Source organism: Streptomyces kanasensis (genome assembly GCF_043077165.1).
Classification (GTDB): domain Bacteria; phylum Actinomycetota; class Actinomycetes; order Streptomycetales; family Streptomycetaceae; genus Streptomyces; species Streptomyces changanensis.
Map to the genome: position 1 here is coordinate 539362 of NZ_JBIBSF010000001.1, position 18849 is coordinate 558210.

Below are 18849 nucleotides of genomic sequence, written 5' to 3' on the forward strand. Positions count from 1 at the left end.
GGCCGGTCCGCGGCGGGTCGGACGCCTGGGGGACGTCCTGTCGATCGGGTGGGATCAGGTGGCGCCATCCGGTGCGCGCGCACGGCGGAGGAGGGAGTCGACGCGGAGCGTCGACGACCGGCGAGGACTCCGCGAGCCCGCGCCGGCCGCCGCGAGCCCGACCTGACCGGTGGGGCAGCCCCTGGGGGCGGCGGGCGCTGGATAGGCTGCCCAAGTGACCGGAGACGGGGGCGGGGTACTCGTCGGCCGCCGCGCGACGCGGCCCGACCGCGCCGGCCGTCCGGTGGGAAGGGCCAGTCAATGACCAGCGCACACCGTGGGGCGTCCTCGTCCCGCACCCCCGTCCGACTCGCCGCACTGTGGGTGGGGGTGGTCTTCCTGCTCATCGGCGGTCTGGGCTTCGTCCCCGGCGTCACCAGCGGCTACGACACGCTGGCCTTCGCCGACCACGAGTCGGACGCCCGGCTCCTCGGGCTGCTGCACGTGTCGATCCTGCACAACGTCGTCCACCTGGTGTTCGGCGTCGTGGCGCTCGTCACGGCGCGGACGCCCGGCAACGCCCGTCCGTTCCTCCTCGTCGGCGGCCTCGTCTACCTCGCGCTGTCCGTGTACGGGGTGATCATCGACCTGGACAGCGAGAGCGGCGTCGTGCCGGTCAACACCCCCGACACCTGGCTGCACTTCGCGTTCGGCGCCACGATGGTCGCCCTCGGACTGCTGCTCCCCCGCCCCGCCGGGGGCGAGGGAGGGCCCGGTCCCGGGACCGGCTCGGGTGCCGGGCCCGGGACCGCCTGAGCGCCGGCCCCGGTCCGGTGTCGTCCGGGCGTCAGACGGCGGCGGGCAACTGCTGGCGTACGGCGACGGCGTCGACCCGCAGGGCGAACGGCACGACGTCGTCCACCGCCAGGGCGCGCGCCGCCGCCCCGTCGAGGCCGACCGTCGCGTCGAGGCGGAGGGCGACGGCGTGGACGGCGTCGCCCGTCTCCTCGTCCTGCAGCACGAACAGCAGGTGGCAGGTGTAGCCGGTGCTGTCCTCCGTCCCGCCGGAGAAGGACAGGTGGGCGCCGCTCTGTCCGCCCAGGCCGACGAAGGATCCGGTGAGCGCCCGCTCGACCTTCCGCCAGAACTCCGGGTTGGTGGACGGCGCGGGCAGGGCCTGCCGTACGACCTCCTGCAGCGACAGGGCCATGACGCCGACGGGAGCGGTCTCCCGCAGCCCCCAGCCACGCACGGTCCGCACGGCCCCGGCGTGGGGGACGGCGGCCGCCGCACGGCTGATCCGGCCGAAGTCGACACCGTCGTCGCTGCCGGCGCCGGTGGCGGCCGGGTGACCGGCGACGGCCTGCTGGAACAGGTCCGCCAGAGCCTCCGCCTGCGCGATGTGGGCGGGACCGACCTCGACGACGGGCAGGAAGGCCGCCTGCCCGGCGGCGCCGGCCACCGCGGCCCCGGCGGCGCCCTCCGCCATGGCCACGTCCGTGGTCCCCGCGGCGGTCTTCCCCGTGGTCTTCCCGGCGTTCTCCTCGACGGTGGGCTGGTCGGCCATGTGGTGCTCCTCTGGCTGGAAAGGGTCGCGCCGCGCCGCGGGCCAGTATGCCGCCCCGCCACCCGGCCTCCCGCGGGGCCCCCGGCACCCGGCACTTCGGCCCGGCGGCCCGGTGCCGCCCGGCGGACCGGTGACCCCGAGTCAGCGCACGACCGGCTCGGGCCGCGGGGCGCCCGCGCCGCTGAGGTCGCGCTCCAGCAGCGCGGTCGATTCGCGCCGAAGCCTCGGGGGCGGAGCGCGGGCCGCGCCGAACGGGGAGCACCCGGACGGATGAACGCGGCGGCACCGCCGCGGACCCGCGCCGGGCAGCACCGGCCCACCGCGCGTCGGATCGGACTCCGTCGGGCTCCGATCGGGGTCGGATCGGCCACCGATCGGGGTCGGGTCCGGCTCCGATCGGCATCGGATCGGCCACATCCTGGCTACTTCCCGCCACGCTGCGCACGCGGGTTACCACTTTCCGATCATGGGGACAACCTGACCTGAACGGGTCCTGGCTGGTTATGATCGGCACCCCCACGCGTCATCGCAGCCGCACCGGTGGGTCCCGCAGCCCCTCCGCGGGCCGCACCGGGTCGGCGGCCGAACGTCCCCGCTCCCGCTCCCGAGGGCTGATGTCTCCCACCCGACCCGAGGGCGCGCGAGGCCCGTCGACCCGTCGTCGACGGCGCACCGTGCGCCTGCGCACCCTGCTCGTCCTGCTCGCCGTCGTGCCCACCGCCGCGATGGCCACCCTGGTCACCGTGACCGCCGACCGGCTGTTGGAGCGGTCGGCCCACCTGCGGTCCGACGTGCTGGCCGGCGAGCGGCTCGGGCTGCCGCTGCACGCGCTGATGACGGGCATGCAGGCGGAGCGCACGGCCGCCGCCGCCCGTTGGGCCGATCCGTCCGCGCCCGCCGCCGGACTGCGCGCCCACCGCGCAGCCACGGACCGCGCCGCGGACCGGTTCCGCAGCGCCGCCGCGTCCGCCGGAGGGGGTTCCGAGGAGGCCGACCGCCGGCTCCGGGAGGTGGTGGACGCCCTCGACGCGCTGGGTGCACAGCGTGAGCGCGCGGACTCCCGCACCGGCGGACCCGACAGCACGGTCGCGTACTACGACGGCGTGATCGGCCAGATGATCCGCTTCTACCAGGACGCGTTCGGCCACACCGAGGACGGCGAGCTGACCAAGGAGAGCCAGGTCCTCGTCACGATGTTCTCCGCCTCCGAGATGCTGGCTCGGGAGGACACCCTCCTGGCGCTGGCGGGCCCGTCGCGGGAGTTGGAGACGACGCGCTTCGCGGAGTTCGTCAACGCGGTCGGCGCGCACCGGTACCTGTACGACCGGTGGGTGGTCCCCTACCTGCCGTCCGCGGAGAGCGACCGCTACGCCCGGCTCGCCGGTTCGGAGGCGTGGCAGGCCAAGACCCGTGTCGAGAACCGGGTTCTCGCCGGCCACGAGGACCTGCCGTTCGGCGTGCGGCTGCCGCGGGAGGCGAAGGACTGGACGGCCGCCCACGCCGGGTGGTCCGACGACCTGACCGCCCTCGACGCCGCCCGCCTGCGCGGCCTGCTGGCCCACGGCGACGCCAAGGCGACGGACCTGGAGCGTGAGGTCACCCGGCTCGTCGCCGTCACCGGCGGGGCACTGATCGCGGTCGTCACCGTCGTCACGGTCACCACCCGCTCCGTGCTGCGCCGGCTGCGCCTGCTGCACGACCGCACGGTGACCGTCGCCGAACGGACCCTCCCGGACGTCGTGGAGCGGCTGCGGCAGGGCAGGCCGGTCGACGACGACGCGCTGCCCCGGGTGCGCGGCGAGCGGGACGAGGTCGGGCGGGTCAGCGACGCGTTCGCCCGGGTCGTCGCGGTCTCCGTCGACGGGCAGCGCCAGCTCGCCGCGGAACGCGACGGCTTCGGCAGCTTCGCCGCGGGCATCGCCTCGCGCACCGGGAACCTGGTCAGTCGCCAGCTGGCCCTGACGGAGGAGCTGCAGGACGCGTTCGGCGGGGACGAGGCACTGCTGGGCGGATTGATGCGCGCCGACCAGCTGACGGTGGGCATGCGGCGGCAGGTCGAGAACCTGCTGATCCTCGCGGGCGGTGAGGTCCCCGACCCCCACACCGAGCCGATGCGGATCGCCGACCTGCTGCGCGAGGCCGCGGCGGAGGTCGAGGACTTCCGTCGGATCGACCGCCAGGCACTCGACGAGATCAGCGTGGAGGCGCGCGTCATCAGCCAGGTCAGCCATCTGCTGGCGGAGTTGCTGGACAACGCCACCCGCTTCTCCCCGCCCCGCTCCCGGGTGGTGATCCGGGCGGAGGTGGTCGCCGACGGTCTGTCGGTGGAGATCGAGGACCGCGGCCCGCGCGTGAGCGCGGAGCGGTACGCGGAGATGAACGCCCGCCTCCACTCGGCCCCGCCGTACGCGGTGCTCGCGCGGAACGCGCACCGGCTCGGCCTGTTCGTGGTGGGCCACCTCGCCGACCAGCTGGGCGCGACGGTGACGCTGCGCCGCTCGGTGTACGGCGGCACGGCGGCCGTGGTGCTCGTTCCGCGGGGGCTGCTCGTCCCGACCGGCCCCGAGACGACGGACGGGACGGCGGACCCGACCACCACGGCCCCCGCCCGACTGCCGGCCCCGGCCCATCCCCCCGCGCGCGAACCGGCCCGAGCGCCGGCTACGGCTACGGCTACGGCTACGGCTACGGCTACGGCCGAGCAGCGGCCGGACGACCGCGGCGAGACGTCGCGGCCGGCCGCGCGGCAGGGCGCGACGCTGCCCGTGCGGCGGCGCAAGGACGCACCGCCTCCCGGCGGGGACGGCGCCGCCCGCCCGCCCCTGCCGGAGCGCGTACCGCAGACGCACCTGGTCGAGCAGTTGCGCACGCCGCCCCCCGCCGACGGCGGCGCGGCAGCCCGGGAGACCGGGACGGGCCCGGGCACCGGCCACGACGGGGCGAGCCCCGAAGAAGTGGCCGACGCCTGGGCGGAGTACGAGGACGGGACCCGGAAAGTGGAAGAAGAGCTCCGACAGGATCAGCCATGACAACGACGAACGACATGATCTACAGCGTCCTGGACAACAACCTGAGCAGGATCGCCGGCATCGAGGGGGCGGTGCTCCTGTCCAACGACGGGATCATGCTCAGCGCCTACCTGCTGGACCGCGCGCAGGCCGAACGCATCGCGGCGGCGTCCTCCGGTGTCGCCGCGACGATGCGGGCGATATCCCGCGACGTCGACGGCGGCCGGGTGATCCGGCAACTGGTCGAGATGGACGAGCGGTACCTGTGCCTCGTCGGGTGCGGCGAGGGCAGCACGCTCGTCGTCGTCACCAACCGCAAGGCACGCCTCGGCGAGCTCGGCGGTGAGGCGGTGCGGACAGCGCAGGCGCTCGGCGAGTGGCTGGGCACGCCCGACCGCGCGCAGCCGTCGTCACCGCCCGCCCCGTAATGCCCGACGAGCCGCACCGCCGGGGCGGCCGCCGGCCGCGGCTGTACGCCGTCACCGACGGCCGTACGGCCGCGCCGCGGACCGCCCTGACGATGGACACCACCATCACGGCGGCGGTCGGCGGCGACGCCCCCGACGGGCTGCCCACGGAGTGGCGGCACGTCCTCGCCCTGTGCCCGGCACCGACCGGGCGGGCGGTCGCCGAGATCGCCGCCCGGATGGGGATGCGGCTGACGCCGATGACGCTGCTCCTGGGCGAGCTCGCGGACCGCGGGCTCGTCCACCACCGGCCGCCCCTGGAGGCGTCCGCGACCACCGACGTCCACCTGCTCATGAGAATCAGGGACAACCTTGCCCGGATGTGACACCGCCCCCGGCGGCCAGGAGCCGGCCCCCGTCAAGATCCTCGTCGCCGGCGGCTTCGGGGTCGGCAAGACCACCCTGGTCGAGGCGGTCTCCGAGATCGAGCCGCTGCGCACGGAGGAGCGCCTCACCGCCGCCGGCGTGGGCGTCGACGACCTCGACGGCATCGAGGCCAAGTCCGCGACGACCGTGGCGATGGACTTCGGCCGCATCACGCTCGACGACGCGGGCGTCGTCCTGTACCTGTTCGGCACGCCGGGCCAGGAGCGCTTCTGGTTCCTGTGGGACGACCTGCTGCACGGGGCGCTCGGCGCGATCGTCCTCGTGGACACCCGGCGGCTCGACCGGGGCTTCCCCGCGGTCGACTTCTTCGAGAGCCGCGGTCTGCCGTTCGTCGTCGGCGCGAACTGCTTCCACGGCCGGCAGCCGTACACCGCCGGGGAGATCAGGGCGGCGCTGCGCCTGCGCGACCCCGAGACGCCCGTCCTGCTGCTGGACGCGCGCGTCCGGGACGAGGTGCGCGCGACGCTGCTGTCCCTCCTCGACACGGTGATCGACCGGGCCCGGTCCGCCGCGCCCTCCTGACCGTCCGCTCCCCCGATCCCCCGGCCGCAGCCCCTGGCTCCGGCCCCGGGCCTGTCCCCCTGACACGGCCCCCGGCCCCCCGGCCTCCCGGCCCCCGGCCGGGAGGCCGTCAGCGACCGTCAGCGGCCGTCGTCCAGGCGCATCGCGAAGGTGACGGTGCTGCCGCCGGCCGGGCCGGGGGCGACGGTCAGCCGGTCGGTGATCAGCCGGGTCAGCCACAGTCCGCGGCCCGGGCAGGCGCCGCCGATCCCCGGAGCGAGCTCGGGGATGACGTCCTCCGTGAACCCCGGCCCCCGGTCCGAGACCCGGCACTCCAGCTCCCGCGCGGTCCGGGCGAGCACCAGGACCCCCGAACCGCCCGCGTGCCGCACGGCGTTGACCGCGACGGCGTCCACCGCCACCACGAAGTCGCCGCGCCGCGGCTCCGGCAGGCCCGCCTGCGCCGCGTGGCTCTCCGCGAGCACCCTCAGCCGGGGGATGTCCGAGCCGCCGAACGGACACCGCAACAGGATGTCCGCTCCCTCTCCGTTGCCGGGCACCCTCCCGGCCGTTTCCAGCGCCATCTGCCTATCCCGTCGTGTCCAGGACTGCCGGGTCCGCGCCCAGGCGCCGCAGCAGCAGGGCGTGCCCCGGCGAGCAGCGGACCCGGACGGACCGGAGCGCCGGCGGGCCGGTGAGGGCGCGGACGAGCTCGGCCGCGCACTCGGGGCCGAGGTAGCCGGTGCGCCGCAGGTCGACCGTGGCGGGCCGGCCCTGCGGGAGGTCGCGCAGGGCGCCGTCCACGGCCCGCCGGAAGCAGTCGTACGTGGCGGTGTCAGCGTCGCCGATGACCCGCAGGACGCCCTCGCCGTACGGGCAGCGCAACCGGCCCAGCGCCGGGAGGAGGTTGCGGGGGTGGGCCCGGCACATCGCCTCCAGGACCGGCGCGGGGAAGCGGTCGCGCTCGTAGGCGCAGACCTCGCTGTAGAACCCGTCGGCGAAGAGGTGGCCGGCCCTGCGCTCGCGGTCCACCATCAGGTCGAGGTCCGCCCCGAGGTCCGCGACCCAGCCCATGTCGATGTACGTGCGCAGTCCGCCGTACCCCTCGGCGCGGGCGGCACCGACCTCCTCGGTGATCCGCTGCCACTGACGATCGGCGGTGAACCTCGGGGCGGGCAGGATCAGTTCGCGCATGCTGCTCATCTCCAGCTGCGCGCTCTCGAAGCCCGTGGCGACGAGCGGGCCGGGCGCGTCGCGCAGCCGCGTCCGCAGCTCCGTCTCGCTCAGGTGCGGGGGTCCGAACACGATGACCTTCTCCCCCCGCGCCAGTCCCGCCCACACGAAGGCCGTGAGGACGTCCCAGCCGGGGGTCTCCCGGTCGTAGCAGAGGAACGCGTGGTCCCCGGCTCCCATGTGCTGGACGGGCAGTGTCCCGGGGTGGCGCTCCTCGCCGGCGATCACACCCACGTCACTCACCCCCGTGTAACCGTGGCATGGCTCTACGTTACCGAACGGGCCCCTGCTCCGAGGAGGGACAATGGGCACGTACGTCCGCCCACCACCGCGCCGCCGCGGCCCGCACCCGGGGCCACGGCACCCGAACCCCGCACCCCGCACACCCGTTGGAGAACCACCGCCGTGCCGCCGCACATCCCGCACACCGACCGCCCCGACCTGAAGGCCGACTGCGCGAACTGCTTCGGGCTCTGCTGCGTGGCCCTGCCCTTCGCCCGCTCCGCCGACTTCGCCGCCGACAAGCCCGCCGGCACGCCCTGCGGGAACCTCCGGGACGACTTCCGCTGCGGCATCCACACCCGGCTGCGGGAGAGCGGGTACACCGGCTGCACCGTCTTCGACTGTCTGGGGGCCGGACAGAAGGTGTCGCAGGTGACGTTCGGCGGCCGTGACTGGCGCGCCGAACCGGACACGGCCCGCACGATGTTCGCGGTGTTCCCGGTGGTGCGGCAGCTGCACGAGCTGCTGCGGTACGCGGCGGAGGCGCTGGACCTGCCGGCCGCCCGGCCCGTCCACCCGGAGCTGAGCCGGCTGCACGACCGGATCGACGCGCTGAGCCGCGGCGGCGCCGACGAGCTGTCGGACCTCGACGTGGGGGCACTGCGCGCCGAGGTCAACGTGCTGCTGCTGCGTGCCGGCGAACTCGCCCGCGCGGAGGTGCCGGGGCGGCGCAAGGACCACCGGGGCGCGGACCTGATGGGCGCCCGCTTGCGGGGTGCCCGACTGCGCGGTGCGAGCCTGCGCGGCGCCTACCTGATCGCCGCCGACCTCACGGGCGCCGACCTGCGCCGGGCTGACCTCATCGGCGCCGACCTGCGCGACGCCGATCTGTCGGGCGCGGACCTGACGGGCGCCCTGTTCCTCACCCAGGCGCAGCTGAACGCCGCCCGGGGCGACGGGGCGACGAGGATCCCCGACGCGCTGACCCGTCCGGCGCACTGGACGGCCCGGCCGGGGCGCGCCGCCCGCCGGTGACACGGACGGAGTAGTCGACGCCCCCCGTGCGGGTGCCCTCGCGCCCGGACGGGTGGCGCGCCGGGCGCCCCGCACGCACCCGGTGCACGGTGGAGCGGCAGTCATCCACACGTGCACACATCAGGAGGGCGCCATGCCGCCAAGCCCGTTCCCGCGGTCGTGGACGGACCGGTCGAGGCCCGGGTACAAGGTGCGCTACGCGGTGCGGCACCCGGAGCGGGTCGTCCCGTACGTGCGGCGCGCCGGGCGTGACCTGTGGCTGCGGCTGCGCAGCCGCGGCGATCACGTCGCCTACTACCGGGGGGTGATGGCGAGCGACACGGCCCGCAGCCCGGAGGCGGCCGTGGGCGGGGCGCCGTCGCGCGAACGGTGGCTGGCGATCGGCCGGATGCAGTTCGACTACCTGCTCGGGCACGGCCTGCGGCCCGAGGACCGGATGCTGGAGATCGGGTGCGGCAACCTCCGGGCGGGCTGGCGCTTCATCCGGCACCTGGAGCCCGGCCACTACTACGGCATCGACATCTCCCCGGACATCCTGATCGAGGCGAAGCGGACGCTGGTGCGGTACGGGCTGCAGGACCGGGTGCCGTACCTGACGCCGGTCGACGACCTGACGCTGGACTTCCTGCCGGACGCCCACTTCACGGTGGTGCACGCGCACAGCGTGTTCTCGCACTCGCCGCTGGAGGTCATCGACGAGTGCCTGGCGCACGTGGGGCGGGTGCTGGCGCCGGGCGGCTTCTTCGACTTCACCTTCGACCGGACCGAGGGCAGGGAACACCAGGTGCTGCGGGAGGACTTCTACTACCGGACCGAGACCCTGGTCGGCCTGGCCCACAAGCACGGTCTGCGGGCGCGGTTCATGGACGACTGGGAGCTCCTGCCGCACGGCCAGTCGAAGCTGCGCGTGACGGGCCCGGAGCCGGATCGGGCCGTCCCCTGACGGGCCCGGCCGCCCGGGCGCGACCCGGGCGGCCGGTCCGCCACCTGGCGGGTGGGGTCAGTGGCCGAGGGCGCGGCACAGGCCGAGCCGGTCGGTGCCGAGCTTGGTGAACACGGCCGACAGCAGCTCCGAGACGGACTGCTCGTCGCTGCCCATCCGGTCGGCTATGGCGGTGTTGTCCAGTCCCTCGGCGGCGTGCCGGGCTGCGGCCTCCTCCAGGATCGTGAGGGTGTCGCGTTCGGCGGGGAGCGGACGCCGGGGCCTCAGTCCGGCTGCGGCGAGCTGGCTTCGGGCCCGGGCGGCGAGCGAGTCGGCCCCGCAGGCGACGGCGGTCTCCATGCCGCGGTAGAGCTGCTGGGCGGCGAGGTCGAGGCCGCCGAGGGCACGCAGCGCGGTGCCGTGGTCGATGAGGGCGTGCGCCAGCTCGTAGGCCGCGGGTGACTGTTCGAGGTGGTCGACGGCCTCGCCCAGGAGGGCGACGCCGCGGGCCGGCTCGGAGATCGCCGCGGCGACGCGCAGGGCCTGCCCGACGGCGCTGGCCGTGCCGAAGGCGCGGGCGCGGGCCACCGCCGTGTCGGCGTTCTTCCGGGCCTCCTCCGGGTGGCGGTCGGCGAGGGCGAGGGCCAGGTCGAGCTGCCAGGGGCTCCACGCGGGGTTGCGGGTGCCGCGCCGTTCCAGTCGACGGCCGGCCGCGGTGAGCTGCTGGACGGCCTCGTCGGTCCTGCCGCGGGCCAGCAGCAGCTTGCCCCAGACGGCCTGCGGATCGGGATAGACCACGACCTTGGGGAAGTCGGCGCCGAAGCGGTACCGGGCGGCGACGCGCTGGGCCTCGTCGGCGCGGCCCCGGGCGAGGAGCGTCTCGATGAGGATGCCGACGGCGTACCACTGCGCGGGGATGCCGGGCCCTACGCGGTCGGCGATCTGCAGGCCGCTGCGGACGAAGTCCTCGGCCTCCGCGAGCCGGCCGCGCCGGAAGCGGATGTAGCCGAGCAGCGTGTAGGCGAAGGAGAGGTGGGCGCCGCGCCAGCCCTTCGCCTCGAACTCGGCGATGCCGTCGTGGAAGAGCTCCTCGGCGCGGCCGGGCTGGTCGCAGTACATCAGGGTGAGCGCGACGACGGCCGGTACCTCGAACCCGAAGTCCTGGTCGGTCCAGCTCATGCCGCCGCGCAGCGCCTGCTCGGCGTAGTCCAGGGAATGGGCGGCGGGCTCGGCGCGCATCACGACGTCCCAGGCGCGCAGGCCCAGGATGTGCCGCTCGGCGAGGTCGCGTCCGGTGAGGCGCTTGGCGAACGTGGTCAGCAGGCGCGAGCGGCCCGTCGAGTCGTGTTCGTCGACGTGCACGGCGTTCCACTTGAACTGCTCGGCCTGCATGCGCAGTCGGGTGCGGGAGCTGGTGGTGCGGCGGGCCTCCTCGGTGAGGAGGTCGGTGGCCTGCTGCATCTGACCCGTGTGGGCGAGGGCCTGGGCGAGCCGGTAGGTGACGGCCTCGCGCAGCTCCTGCTCGATCTTGGGTTCCTCCAGCGCGGCGCGCAGCTGGTTGACGGTGGTGGCCGGCTCGTGCGGGAGGTTGGCGGAGCCGAGCTCGAAGAGGACCAGGGCGCGGTCCTCGACGTCCGGCGGTTCGCGCAGCGCGCGGGCGAGGTAGCGGCGTGCGGCGTCGGGCGCGCCGGCGGAGAAGCTGTCGCGGGCGGCGTGGCGCAGCTGCTGGACCACCCACGGGTCGCCCTCGGGGTGCATCTCCAGCATGTGGCGGGCGGCTGCCGCGGCGCCGAGCCCCTCGTCGACGAGGGCCTGTGCGGCGACGCCGTGCATGCCGACGCGGACGCCCGGCGGAATCGACCGGTACACGGCGGTGGCGATGAGCGGGTGGTAGAACTCCACGACCCGCTCGTGGCGCAGGCTCGGCAGCACGGTCAGGATGCGGGCCGCCTGGAGCTGCTCGACGGCGTCGTCCAGCTGGGCCGTGCCGAGCGCGGCGACGGTACCGACGACGGTGGTCGGCACTCCGGTGCCGACGACCGCGGCGGCCCAGGCGAGCCGGACGGCGGACGGGCCGAGCTGTTCGAGCCGTTCTATGAGCCCGCTGCCCTTGACGGCCGAGGCGAGGTCGCGGAGCTGGGGGATGCTCTCCTCCCGCGGTGCCAGGCCGCGGTCGCGGCCCTTCGCGGCGAGCTCGACGACCTCGAAGGGGTTGCCGCCGGTGATCGCCCAGCACTCGCGGCAGAACAGCTCGTCCGCGCCCTCCCCGAGGGCGGAGCGGACGATCCGCGCCACCGCGCCGGAGGTGAGCGGGGCCAGTTCGTGCGAGCGGGAGCCGTGGCGCTCGGCGAGGGTGTGCAGGGGGACGGCGTCGGGCGGCAGCTCGTCGGGGCGGCAGGCGACGACGATGAGCATGCCCAGCTCCTCCGCGCGGACGGCGAAGGCGGTGAGCCAGGCCAGCGACTCGGAGTCGGCCCAGTGCGCGTCGTCGAGGACGAGGACGACGGGGCCGCTGCGGACGGAGAGGTTGGTGATCACCCAGTCCAGTCCGTCGCGGACGCCCTGCGGGTCGGGGTTGGCGCCGGCCTTCGGCGCGGACAGGCCGGTGGCGGGCGCCACGATGTCGTACCAGTCGCCGAGGATCTGGCGCCGCTCCTCCTCCGCCATGGCGGCGAAGACCGGCTGGATCAGCTGGCGCATCACGTGGAACGGCACCTGCCGCTCCTGCTCGCCGCCGCGCGCCGACAGCACCGTGCAGCCGCGTTCGCCGGCGAGGTGGCGGAGCTGGGTGAGGAGCGTGGTCTTCCCGAGTCCCGCCGGCGCGGCGAACGCGAGGACGCCGCCCTGCCGCGTGGTGTGCGCCCCGTCGGCCGACGTGCCGCACAGGCCGTCCAGCGCACGCCGGATCGCGCGGAGCTCCGAATCCCGCTCCAGCAGCGGCGCTTCCAGGAGCGGCGCGGTGTCCCGTTCCTGCTGTTCTCCGGCCGTTGTCATCACTTGCCCCCTCCAGCACGTGCGGCCGAGTGTAAGGGCAAGGCGACGGGTTGTTACGGCCGATGACCGTTCTTTCGGAAACATCGCCACTCGATCGGGGTCGACGGTGTATTCTCCGCTGACCCTCGCTCAGGGACGCGCTCAGCGCCGCGGTACGGGCACCATGGGGAGCGCGTCGGGCAGGGGGATGCCGGCGGGGACCTCCTTCACGACGCTGCCGGGAACCGGGGTCAGACGCCATCGCGAGGCCACGCTCGCGACCGCGCTGAGGATCTCCGCGACGGCGAAGGCGTCGCCGATGCACTTGTGCTGGCCCGCGCCGAAGGGGATGAAGCTGTTGAGGCGCGGCAGCCGCGAGGGGTCGGCGCCGCTCCACCGGTCGGCGTCGAACGTGGTCGGGTCGCGGAACAGCGCGGGGTCGCGGTGGAGCGCGTAGGGGCTGTACGCGATCTCGGCCCCGGCGGGGATGGCCACGCCCCCGAGGGTGACCGGGGTGAGCGTGCGGCGGGTGAAGAGCAGCGGCGAGTGGAGCCGCAGCGACTCCTCGAAGACGCTCCGGGTGTACGTCAGCGCGGCGAGGTCGTCGGGGCGCACGGGGCGGTCACCGACCACGGCGTCGACCTCGGCGTGGACGCGCTTCTCCACGTCGGGGTGGCGGGCCAGTTCGTGGAAGATCCACGACAGGGTGGTGGAGGCCGTCTCCGTGCCGCCGAACAGGATGGTGATGAGTTCGTCGCGCACCTGCTCGGCGCTCATCGTGTCGCCCGTCTCGGCGTCGGTGCTGGAGAGCAGCAGCGAGATGAGGTCGTCCTGGCCGCGGTCCTCGGGACCGTACTCGGCGACGACCTCGTCGATGATGGCGCGCAGGCGGGTGGCGGCCCCGTCGAAGCGCCGGTTGAGGGGGATGGGGAGCCGGTCGAACGCCTTGGGCATGACCGTGCGGACGAGCATGCCCTCCAGGATGATCGGGAACGACCGGTGCACCTCCCGCACGGCGGGCTGGTCGACGTCCCCGGAGAAGATCATGCCGGCGACGGCGGAGAGCGCGAACCGGCGCATCTCGCGGTCGACGCGGACCTCCGTGCCCGCGGACCAGGAGGAGGCCATGGCGTCCGCCTCGCGGCACATCAGCTCCGCGTACCGGCTGATGCGGTTGCGTTGGAACGCCGGCTGCATGAGCCGGCGCTGCTTGCGGTGGAACGCCCCGTCGGTGGTGGCGATGCCGTTGCCGAAGAGGGGGCGGAGCTTCTCGAAGATCCGGCCGCGACCGTAGTCCTGCGCCTCGCCGACGAGGACGGTGTGGATGAGGTCGGGGTCCGTGAGGACGTGCAGGGGCCAGCCGCCGAGGTCGACGCGGACGACGGCCCCGGCGGGGCGCAGCGATTCGAGGAAGGCGATGGGGCCGCGCCACAGTTGGAGGGCGTGGCCGAGGACGGGCAGCCGTCCGGGCGCCATGGGGGCCACGGCGGTGGCGCCCGGCCGGGCGGGCCCCGGGCCGCCGGGGCCGGGCCGGGCCGGGCCGTCGGACCGGTCGGGTCCGTCGCTGGACGTGCGGTCGCTGGTACGGGCCACGGGCTTTCCCCTCATGCCGCGGAGAGCAGGTCCGGTCGGGTGTACGCGGCTTCGAGCCCGGCGGCGAACCGCTCGTCCCGGTAGCGCGTGCAGTCGTAACGCTGCCAGAGGTCGGCGCCGACCATCCAGTCCTCGTAGCTGCGGACGCAGCGGTCGACGGCGGTGCGCGCGGCGGCGTCGGTCACGCCGAGCCGGTCCAGCGCGCCGGGCAGGCGCCGGGCGGAGGCCAGGAAGTCCTCGACGCGGGCGTGGACGCGCTCCTCCACGGCCAGCACGGCGTCGGTGAGGGTCAGGTCGTGCCAGGCGGCCAGCAGGGCGGCGAGGTTGTTGGTGTCCCCGCAGGAGTACTCCTTCGGCAGCGAGAACACGTCGTTGCCCCAGGAGATGACGTCGATGGCGCTCCAGGCGAGTTCCCGGAAGGCGGGGCTCCGGCGGATCTCGGCGGGCACGTCGATGCCCTGGTCGGCCTCGACCATGTCCATCATGGGCAGGAGTTGGGAGCTGTGCCGGCGGGTGAGGACGTACTCCTCGACGGTGGGCCGGTGGCCGGGGCGCCGGTTGGCTGCCTCCTCGTCCAGGGAGCGCAGCATGCGTGGCACGTGGAGCCGGTAGCGGTCCTGGATCGAGGGGGGCATTCCGGCCAGGATCCGGTCGCAGAGCTCGACGAAGGTGTCGAGCAGCGCGCTGTGCGGGGCCGCGCCCGGGCGGCTCGAACGCTCGCCCCGCACATGGCGGGTGATCGCGTCGGAGACCGGCTGCCAGGCGTCGAGGCGTCCCTCCCTGATGAGCAGGTCGTGTTGGTCGTCCAGGACGAACGACCAGGCCATCCACTCGGAGAGCAGCACGATGCGCTCGTACGGCGCGCCGCGGTCGACCCGGGCCGTCAGGTGCCCGAAGCCGATGCCGGCGAACTGTTCCCAGGCGCCGTCGATCAGCCCCCGGTCCACGGCCCAGGCGGTCGCCTCTGCGTTGGCGCGGTCGGCCGCCGGGTCCTTCGAGTTCTCAAATGGAAGATGAAATTCCGGAATCGTGAAAGAGTCGAGATGGGGCATCGATGTCCCTCCGAAGGAAATCCCGGTCCACCATTCTCCGCGCACGTGCCGTGCGGCCCACGACCGGATTCGAGCTCGCGGCCGGGCTGTCACAACACCGTGGCAACCTCGCCGACTCCGGTAGCGGAGCGGCTCGATCCCCCCTCGCGCGAGAACGACGAGCCGCGCTTTGAAGCCATTCGTCTCCATTAACCCGTACCGCTAACTGCACTGTCAATATAATCCCACCCGGAGCCCGAAGTGTGCTATGGGCAAATGCGGGCCGGGTAATCGGAAAGGCATATGCGAGCGCGATATTTCGACCGTTCGGTGGCGATTTCAGGGATGCGGGGACCGGCGCGTCCCCCGGCGCGCCCGGCGCGGCCCGCCGTCCGGCCGCCGGGCGGGCGCCCCGGTACGCCGGTGGCGCGGCGACCCGCCCCGGTACGGTGAGGGACACCGACGCCCCAGGTCAGGAGGTCCGCAGATGTCCGTCGAGGGGACGTGGAGCATCGGCGAGCTCGCCGAGCGGGCGGGCGTCACCGTGAAGACCGTGCGCTACTACTCGGACCTCGGCCTGCTGCCGGAGGAGGGCCGCAGCGCGGGCGGCCACCGGCGGTACGGGCCCGGGGCACTCGACAGGCTGCGCCTGATCCGCTCGCTGCGCGGCCTCGACGTGCCGGTCGCGGACGTCGGCCGGGTCCTGGAGCGGGAGGGCGCGCTGGACGACGTCATCGCGGGGCACCTGCGGGACGTGGGCTCCCGCATGGTGGCGCTGCGCTGGCGGGAGGCGGCGCTGCGGCTGCTCCAGGAGAGCCCCGCCGGGGAGCGGGCCGAACGGCTGCGCCTGGTGGGTTCGTTGAGCACTCCGCCCAGCACGGCGCCGGTGGCGCGATTCCTCCGGCGGGTCCTCCCGCCGCGGCTGCCCGCGCGACTGTTCTCGGCCATCTCCGACGCGGCGGTCCCGCAGCCGCCCGCGGAACCGACGCCCGCCCAGGTACTGGCGCTCGCGCGGCTCAACGCCCTCGCGGCGGACGCGGCGGGCGCGGTCACCGTGTGCCGGACGGTGCCGGGTGATCCCGGCGGCGCCTGCCGGCCCGCCGTGCTGTACGAGGCCCTCGCCGAGGTGTACGCGGCGGCGGCTCCCGAACTGCGGGCGGCGCGACAGCCGTCCGGCGGGGCGGTCGACGCCTTCGTGGCGGCCCACGCCGGCGCGCGCGGCCTCCGTGACACACCCGCGTTCCGGCGCCGCCTCACCGTCTACCTCGACGAGCTCGCGCACCCGGGCGTCGACCGCTTCTGGCGGCTGACCGCGGAGCTGGCCGCGTCGCCCGAGCCGACGTTCGGCGCCACCGACGACTGGCTGCGGGCGGCGCTGGCGGCCGAGGTGACGTCAGCCGGCTGAGGCGGCCGGGGCGACGGGGGCTGTCGGCGGGGGTGGGCGGCGGGCGAGCGGGCGGCGGGAGAGCGGCCGGCGGGGCAGGTGGTCGGGCGAGCGGTGGGCGGGGCAGGTGGGCGGCGGGCGGGTGGTCGGTCGGGGCGGCGGGGCCGGCGAGGGCGCGCCCGTACCCCTCGACGGGGACCTGCCGCCGCGGCGGGGGTGCCGTGTGGTGAGACCGCGTGCCGATTCGGCCCTCCTTTGCCGCACTTCGGTCGACTATGTCCGTCCGGAGGGCGAACAACCGGTGGCGAAACGGTACTTCCCTTGACGTGCTCACATCTGAGATCTTGCGGCTCGACCACTTCTTCATCCCGGCCCGCCCGACGCCTCCCGTGTCGCCGGGCCTTCGGAGGACACATGCTTCCCCACATATCCGCCGGGCTCAGACGCTCGGCCGCCGCCGTCGCCCTCGGCGCGGCCGTCGCCCTCGCGACACCCGCGGCCCCCGCCGCCGCCGCTCCGCAGGCCGCGGCGGCCACGCCGACCGCCGTGACGGCGCCCACCGGCGCCTGGGCCGCGGGAACCCGCGCCTACCTGGTGATCACGGCGCCCGGCGACACCTCCGCGGTGCGCGCCGCCGTCACCGGCAACGGCGGCACGGTCTTCGCGCACTACGACGCCATCGGCGTCGTCGTCGCGCACTCCGCCTCCGCGACGTTCGCCACGACGATGCGCGGCGTCAGCGGCGTCCAGCAGGTCGGCGCGACCCGCACGTCGGACGTGCCCGCCGACGCGTACGCCCCGGCGCTGCCGCCCGCCCCCACGCAGAGCGCGACGACGCTCACCGAGTCCAACCGCTGGGACATGACCCAGATCAAGGCCGACCAGGCCTGGGCCGTCACCACCGGCTCCGCCACCGTGAAGGTCGGCGTCCTGGACACCGGCGTCGACGACCTGCACCAGGACATCGCCCCGAACTTCAACGCCGCCGACTCGGTCTCCTGCGCCTACGGCCGGGCCGACACGCGGGCCGGTGCGTGGCGCGACGTCGGCACCCACGGCACGCACGTGGCGGGCACCATCGCCGCCGCGAAGAACGGCAAGGGCGTCATCGGCGTCGCGCCGGGCGTGCGGATCTCCTCCGTCCGCATCGCGGAGCCCACGACGTCGATGTTCTTCGCCGAGAACACCATCTGCGGCTTCATGTGGGCGGGCGACCACGGCTTCCGGGTCACGAACAACAGCTACTACACCGACCCGTGGATGTTCAACTGCCCGGACGACGCCGACCAGGCCGCCATCATCGAGGGCGTCCGGCGCGCCCAGGCGTACGCCGAGGGCAAGGGTTCCCTCCAGGTCGCCGCGGCGGGCAACTCGAACTACGACCTCGCCAACAAGACCACCGACACGTCGAGCCCCAACGACTCGACCCCGGTGAGCCGCAGGATCACCAACGCCTGCGTCGACATCCCCACCGAACTGCCGGGCGTCGTGACCGTCGCCGCCATGGGCCGCGGCAACGTGAAGGCCTCGTACTCGAACTTCGGGCGTGACGTCATCGACGTCGCGGCGCCGGGCGGCGACGGCTCCAGCGGCGTCTACTCCACGCTGCCGGGCGGCAAGTACGGCAACATGAACGGCACGTCGATGGCCTCCCCGCACGTGGCCGGCGTCGCCGCGCTGCTGGCCAGCGTGAACCCGTCGTTCACCCCGGCCGACCTCCGGGCCCGCCTCGCCTCGCAGGCGACCGACACCGCCTGCCCGTCCGACAGCCGGTGCACGGGCACGACCGCGAAGAACGGCTTCTTCGGCGAGGGCCAGACCGACGCGCTGAAGGCCGTCGGCGGTTCGACGCCGACACCGGGCACGTACTTCGAGAACACCGCCGACGTCGCGATCGCCGACAACGGCACGGTGGAGAGCCCGATCAGCGTCACCGGCGTGAGCGGCAACGCCCCGGCCGCCCTCAAGGTCGGCGTGGACGTCAAGCACACCTACCGCGGCGACCTCGTCCTGTCGCTGGTCGCCCCGGACGGCACGGTGTACCTGCTGGAGGACTTCGCGAACGGCGACAGCGGCGACGACGTCGTCAAGACGTACACCGTGAACGCCTCGGCGGAGGTCGCCGCCGGTGCGTGGAAGCTGCGCGTGCGCGACGTCGCCACGCAGGACTCCGGCCGGATCGACGCCTGGAACCTCACGTTCTGACCGGTTCCGCGCAACGCCCGTGACCCCGGCCCCGCCGCATCCGGTGGGGCCGGGGTCACGGATCGTGGTGAGCTTCCCACGCCCCCGGCCCGTACTCACCGGTACCCACCGGTGGTCGACGAAGGGATCGGGAAGAAGCCATGGGACGACCGTTCGCCCTGCGGTACGCCGTGCCGGCCGGAGCCGGGGCCGGCACCGCCCCGCCGTACGCGTACGACGCCGCGCTCCAGCTGAACGTCCTGCCCGACGGACGGCCCGCCGTGACCGACCCGGAGGTGCTGCGGGCGGCCGGCACGACGACGTCGACGGCCGGCTCCCAGACGCACTTCGACGACTGACCGG

General features: G+C 74.6%; 16 protein-coding genes. 10 read left to right on the top strand and 6 right to left on the bottom strand.

Annotated features, from left to right (window positions below):
* Window positions 1-300: 300 nt before the first annotated feature.
* Complete coding sequence (locus tag ACF053_RS02345; protein ID WP_391952046.1) at window positions 301-795, top strand: DUF4383 domain-containing protein; 495 nt, start codon at window positions 301-303, stop codon at window positions 793-795.
* Window positions 796-826: 31 nt separating this feature from the next.
* Here ACF053_RS02345 and ACF053_RS02350 read toward each other — a convergent pair whose 3' ends face one another.
* Complete coding sequence (locus tag ACF053_RS02350; RefSeq protein WP_391952047.1) at window positions 827-1546, bottom strand: Type-2Aa cytolytic delta-endotoxin; 720 nt, start codon at window positions 1544-1546, stop codon at window positions 827-829.
* A 614-nt stretch (window positions 1547-2160) separates the two neighbouring features.
* On the opposite strand from ACF053_RS02350, the gene ACF053_RS02355 reads away from it, so the two are divergent.
* The 4 genes from ACF053_RS02355 to ACF053_RS02370 are packed head-to-tail and all read left to right on the top strand — an operon-like array spanning window position 2161 to window position 5930.
* Window positions 2161-4575, top strand: coding sequence for a sensor histidine kinase (locus ACF053_RS02355; RefSeq protein ID WP_391952048.1), 2415 nt, complete (start codon window positions 2161-2163; stop codon window positions 4573-4575).
* Entirely contained in the window at window positions 4572-4982 is a 411-nt protein-coding gene (locus ACF053_RS02360; RefSeq protein ID WP_391952049.1) for a roadblock/LC7 domain-containing protein, read from the top strand. The genes ACF053_RS02355 and ACF053_RS02360 overlap by 4 nt, the downstream gene beginning before the upstream one ends.
* Window positions 4982-5347 carry a DUF742 domain-containing protein gene (locus tag ACF053_RS02365; protein ID WP_391952050.1) on the top strand — a complete coding sequence of 122 codons (366 nt, stop codon included), beginning with the start codon at window positions 4982-4984 and terminating at the stop codon, window positions 5345-5347. The genes ACF053_RS02360 and ACF053_RS02365 overlap by 1 nt, the downstream gene beginning before the upstream one ends.
* Window positions 5334-5930: a GTP-binding protein gene (locus ACF053_RS02370; RefSeq protein WP_058940479.1), complete on the top strand. Its 597-nt coding sequence runs from the start codon at window positions 5334-5336 to the stop codon at window positions 5928-5930. The genes ACF053_RS02365 and ACF053_RS02370 overlap by 14 nt, the downstream gene beginning before the upstream one ends.
* 119 nt (window positions 5931-6049) lie before the next feature.
* Here the strand turns inward: ACF053_RS02370 and ACF053_RS02375 are convergent, their stop codons facing one another.
* A complete protein-coding gene (locus ACF053_RS02375) occupies window positions 6050-6493 on the bottom strand; it encodes an ATP-binding protein (RefSeq protein WP_391952051.1) in 444 nt (147 codons plus the stop codon).
* Between the two features lie 4 nt (window positions 6494-6497).
* Window positions 6498-7385, bottom strand: coding sequence for an MEDS domain-containing protein (locus tag ACF053_RS02380; protein ID WP_391952052.1), 888 nt, complete (start codon window positions 7383-7385; stop codon window positions 6498-6500).
* Between the two features lie 162 nt (window positions 7386-7547).
* Between ACF053_RS02380 and ACF053_RS02385 the strand changes: the two genes are divergently transcribed.
* Together ACF053_RS02385 and ACF053_RS02390 are read left to right on the top strand one after the other, a co-directional pair.
* Window positions 7548-8399, top strand: coding sequence for a pentapeptide repeat-containing protein (locus ACF053_RS02385; protein WP_391952053.1), 852 nt, complete (start codon window positions 7548-7550; stop codon window positions 8397-8399).
* Between the two features lie 133 nt (window positions 8400-8532).
* Entirely contained in the window at window positions 8533-9342 is an 810-nt protein-coding gene (locus tag ACF053_RS02390) for a class I SAM-dependent methyltransferase (RefSeq protein WP_391952054.1), read from the top strand.
* Between the two features lie 57 nt (window positions 9343-9399).
* Here ACF053_RS02390 and ACF053_RS02395 read toward each other — a convergent pair whose 3' ends face one another.
* From ACF053_RS02395 to ACF053_RS02405, 3 genes are all read right to left on the bottom strand, one after another.
* Window positions 9400-12315, bottom strand: coding sequence for an ATP-binding protein (locus tag ACF053_RS02395; RefSeq protein WP_391952055.1), 2916 nt, complete (start codon window positions 12313-12315; stop codon window positions 9400-9402).
* Between the two features lie 141 nt (window positions 12316-12456).
* Entirely contained in the window at window positions 12457-13902 is a 1446-nt protein-coding gene (locus ACF053_RS02400) for a cytochrome P450 (protein WP_391952056.1), read from the bottom strand.
* Window positions 13899-14939, bottom strand: a complete 1041-nt coding sequence (locus tag ACF053_RS02405) for a terpene synthase family protein (protein WP_391952057.1) — start codon at window positions 14937-14939, stop codon at window positions 13899-13901. Before ACF053_RS02405 ends, ACF053_RS02400 begins: the two co-directional genes overlap by 4 nt.
* 466 nt (window positions 14940-15405) lie before the next feature.
* Here ACF053_RS02405 and ACF053_RS02410 point away from each other — a divergent pair, with 466 nt between their 5' ends.
* From ACF053_RS02410 to tgmA, 3 genes are all read left to right on the top strand, one after another.
* Window positions 15406-16323, top strand: a complete 918-nt coding sequence (locus ACF053_RS02410) for a MerR family transcriptional regulator (RefSeq protein ID WP_391952058.1) — start codon at window positions 15406-15408, stop codon at window positions 16321-16323.
* Window positions 16324-16716: 393 nt separating this feature from the next.
* Window positions 16717-18507, top strand: a complete 1791-nt coding sequence (locus ACF053_RS02415) for a S8 family serine peptidase (RefSeq protein ID WP_391952059.1) — start codon at window positions 16717-16719, stop codon at window positions 18505-18507.
* A gap of 140 nt (window positions 18508-18647) precedes the next feature.
* A complete protein-coding gene (tgmA, locus tag ACF053_RS02420) occupies window positions 18648-18845 on the top strand; it encodes a putative ATP-grasp-modified RiPP (protein WP_391952060.1) in 198 nt (65 codons plus the stop codon).
* The last annotated feature ends 4 nt before the right edge of the window (window positions 18846-18849 follow it).

Bases quoted from the DNA above. Each gene is read 5' to 3' on its own strand.
- ACF053_RS02345 (WP_391952046.1), top strand. From the start codon at position 301: ATGACCAGCGCACACCGTGGGGCGTCCTCGTCCCGCACCCCCGTCCGA.
- ACF053_RS02350 (WP_391952047.1), bottom strand. From the start codon at position 1,546: ATGGCCGACCAGCCCACCGTCGAGGAGAACGCCGGGAAGACCACGGGG.
- ACF053_RS02355 (WP_391952048.1), top strand. From the start codon at position 2,161: ATGTCTCCCACCCGACCCGAGGGCGCGCGAGGCCCGTCGACCCGTCGT.
- ACF053_RS02360 (WP_391952049.1), top strand. From the start codon at position 4,572: ATGACAACGACGAACGACATGATCTACAGCGTCCTGGACAACAACCTG.
- ACF053_RS02365 (WP_391952050.1), top strand. From the start codon at position 4,982: ATGCCCGACGAGCCGCACCGCCGGGGCGGCCGCCGGCCGCGGCTGTAC.
- ACF053_RS02375 (WP_391952051.1), bottom strand. From the start codon at position 6,493: ATGGCGCTGGAAACGGCCGGGAGGGTGCCCGGCAACGGAGAGGGAGCG.
- ACF053_RS02390 (WP_391952054.1), top strand. From the start codon at position 8,533: ATGCCGCCAAGCCCGTTCCCGCGGTCGTGGACGGACCGGTCGAGGCCC.
- ACF053_RS02395 (WP_391952055.1), bottom strand. From the start codon at position 12,315: ATGACAACGGCCGGAGAACAGCAGGAACGGGACACCGCGCCGCTCCTG.
- ACF053_RS02400 (WP_391952056.1), bottom strand. From the start codon at position 13,902: ATGAGGGGAAAGCCCGTGGCCCGTACCAGCGACCGCACGTCCAGCGAC.
- ACF053_RS02405 (WP_391952057.1), bottom strand. From the start codon at position 14,939: ATGCCCCATCTCGACTCTTTCACGATTCCGGAATTTCATCTTCCATTT.
- ACF053_RS02410 (WP_391952058.1), top strand. From the start codon at position 15,406: ATGTCCGTCGAGGGGACGTGGAGCATCGGCGAGCTCGCCGAGCGGGCG.
- ACF053_RS02415 (WP_391952059.1), top strand. From the start codon at position 16,717: ATGCTTCCCCACATATCCGCCGGGCTCAGACGCTCGGCCGCCGCCGTC.
- tgmA (WP_391952060.1), top strand. From the start codon at position 18,648: ATGGGACGACCGTTCGCCCTGCGGTACGCCGTGCCGGCCGGAGCCGGG.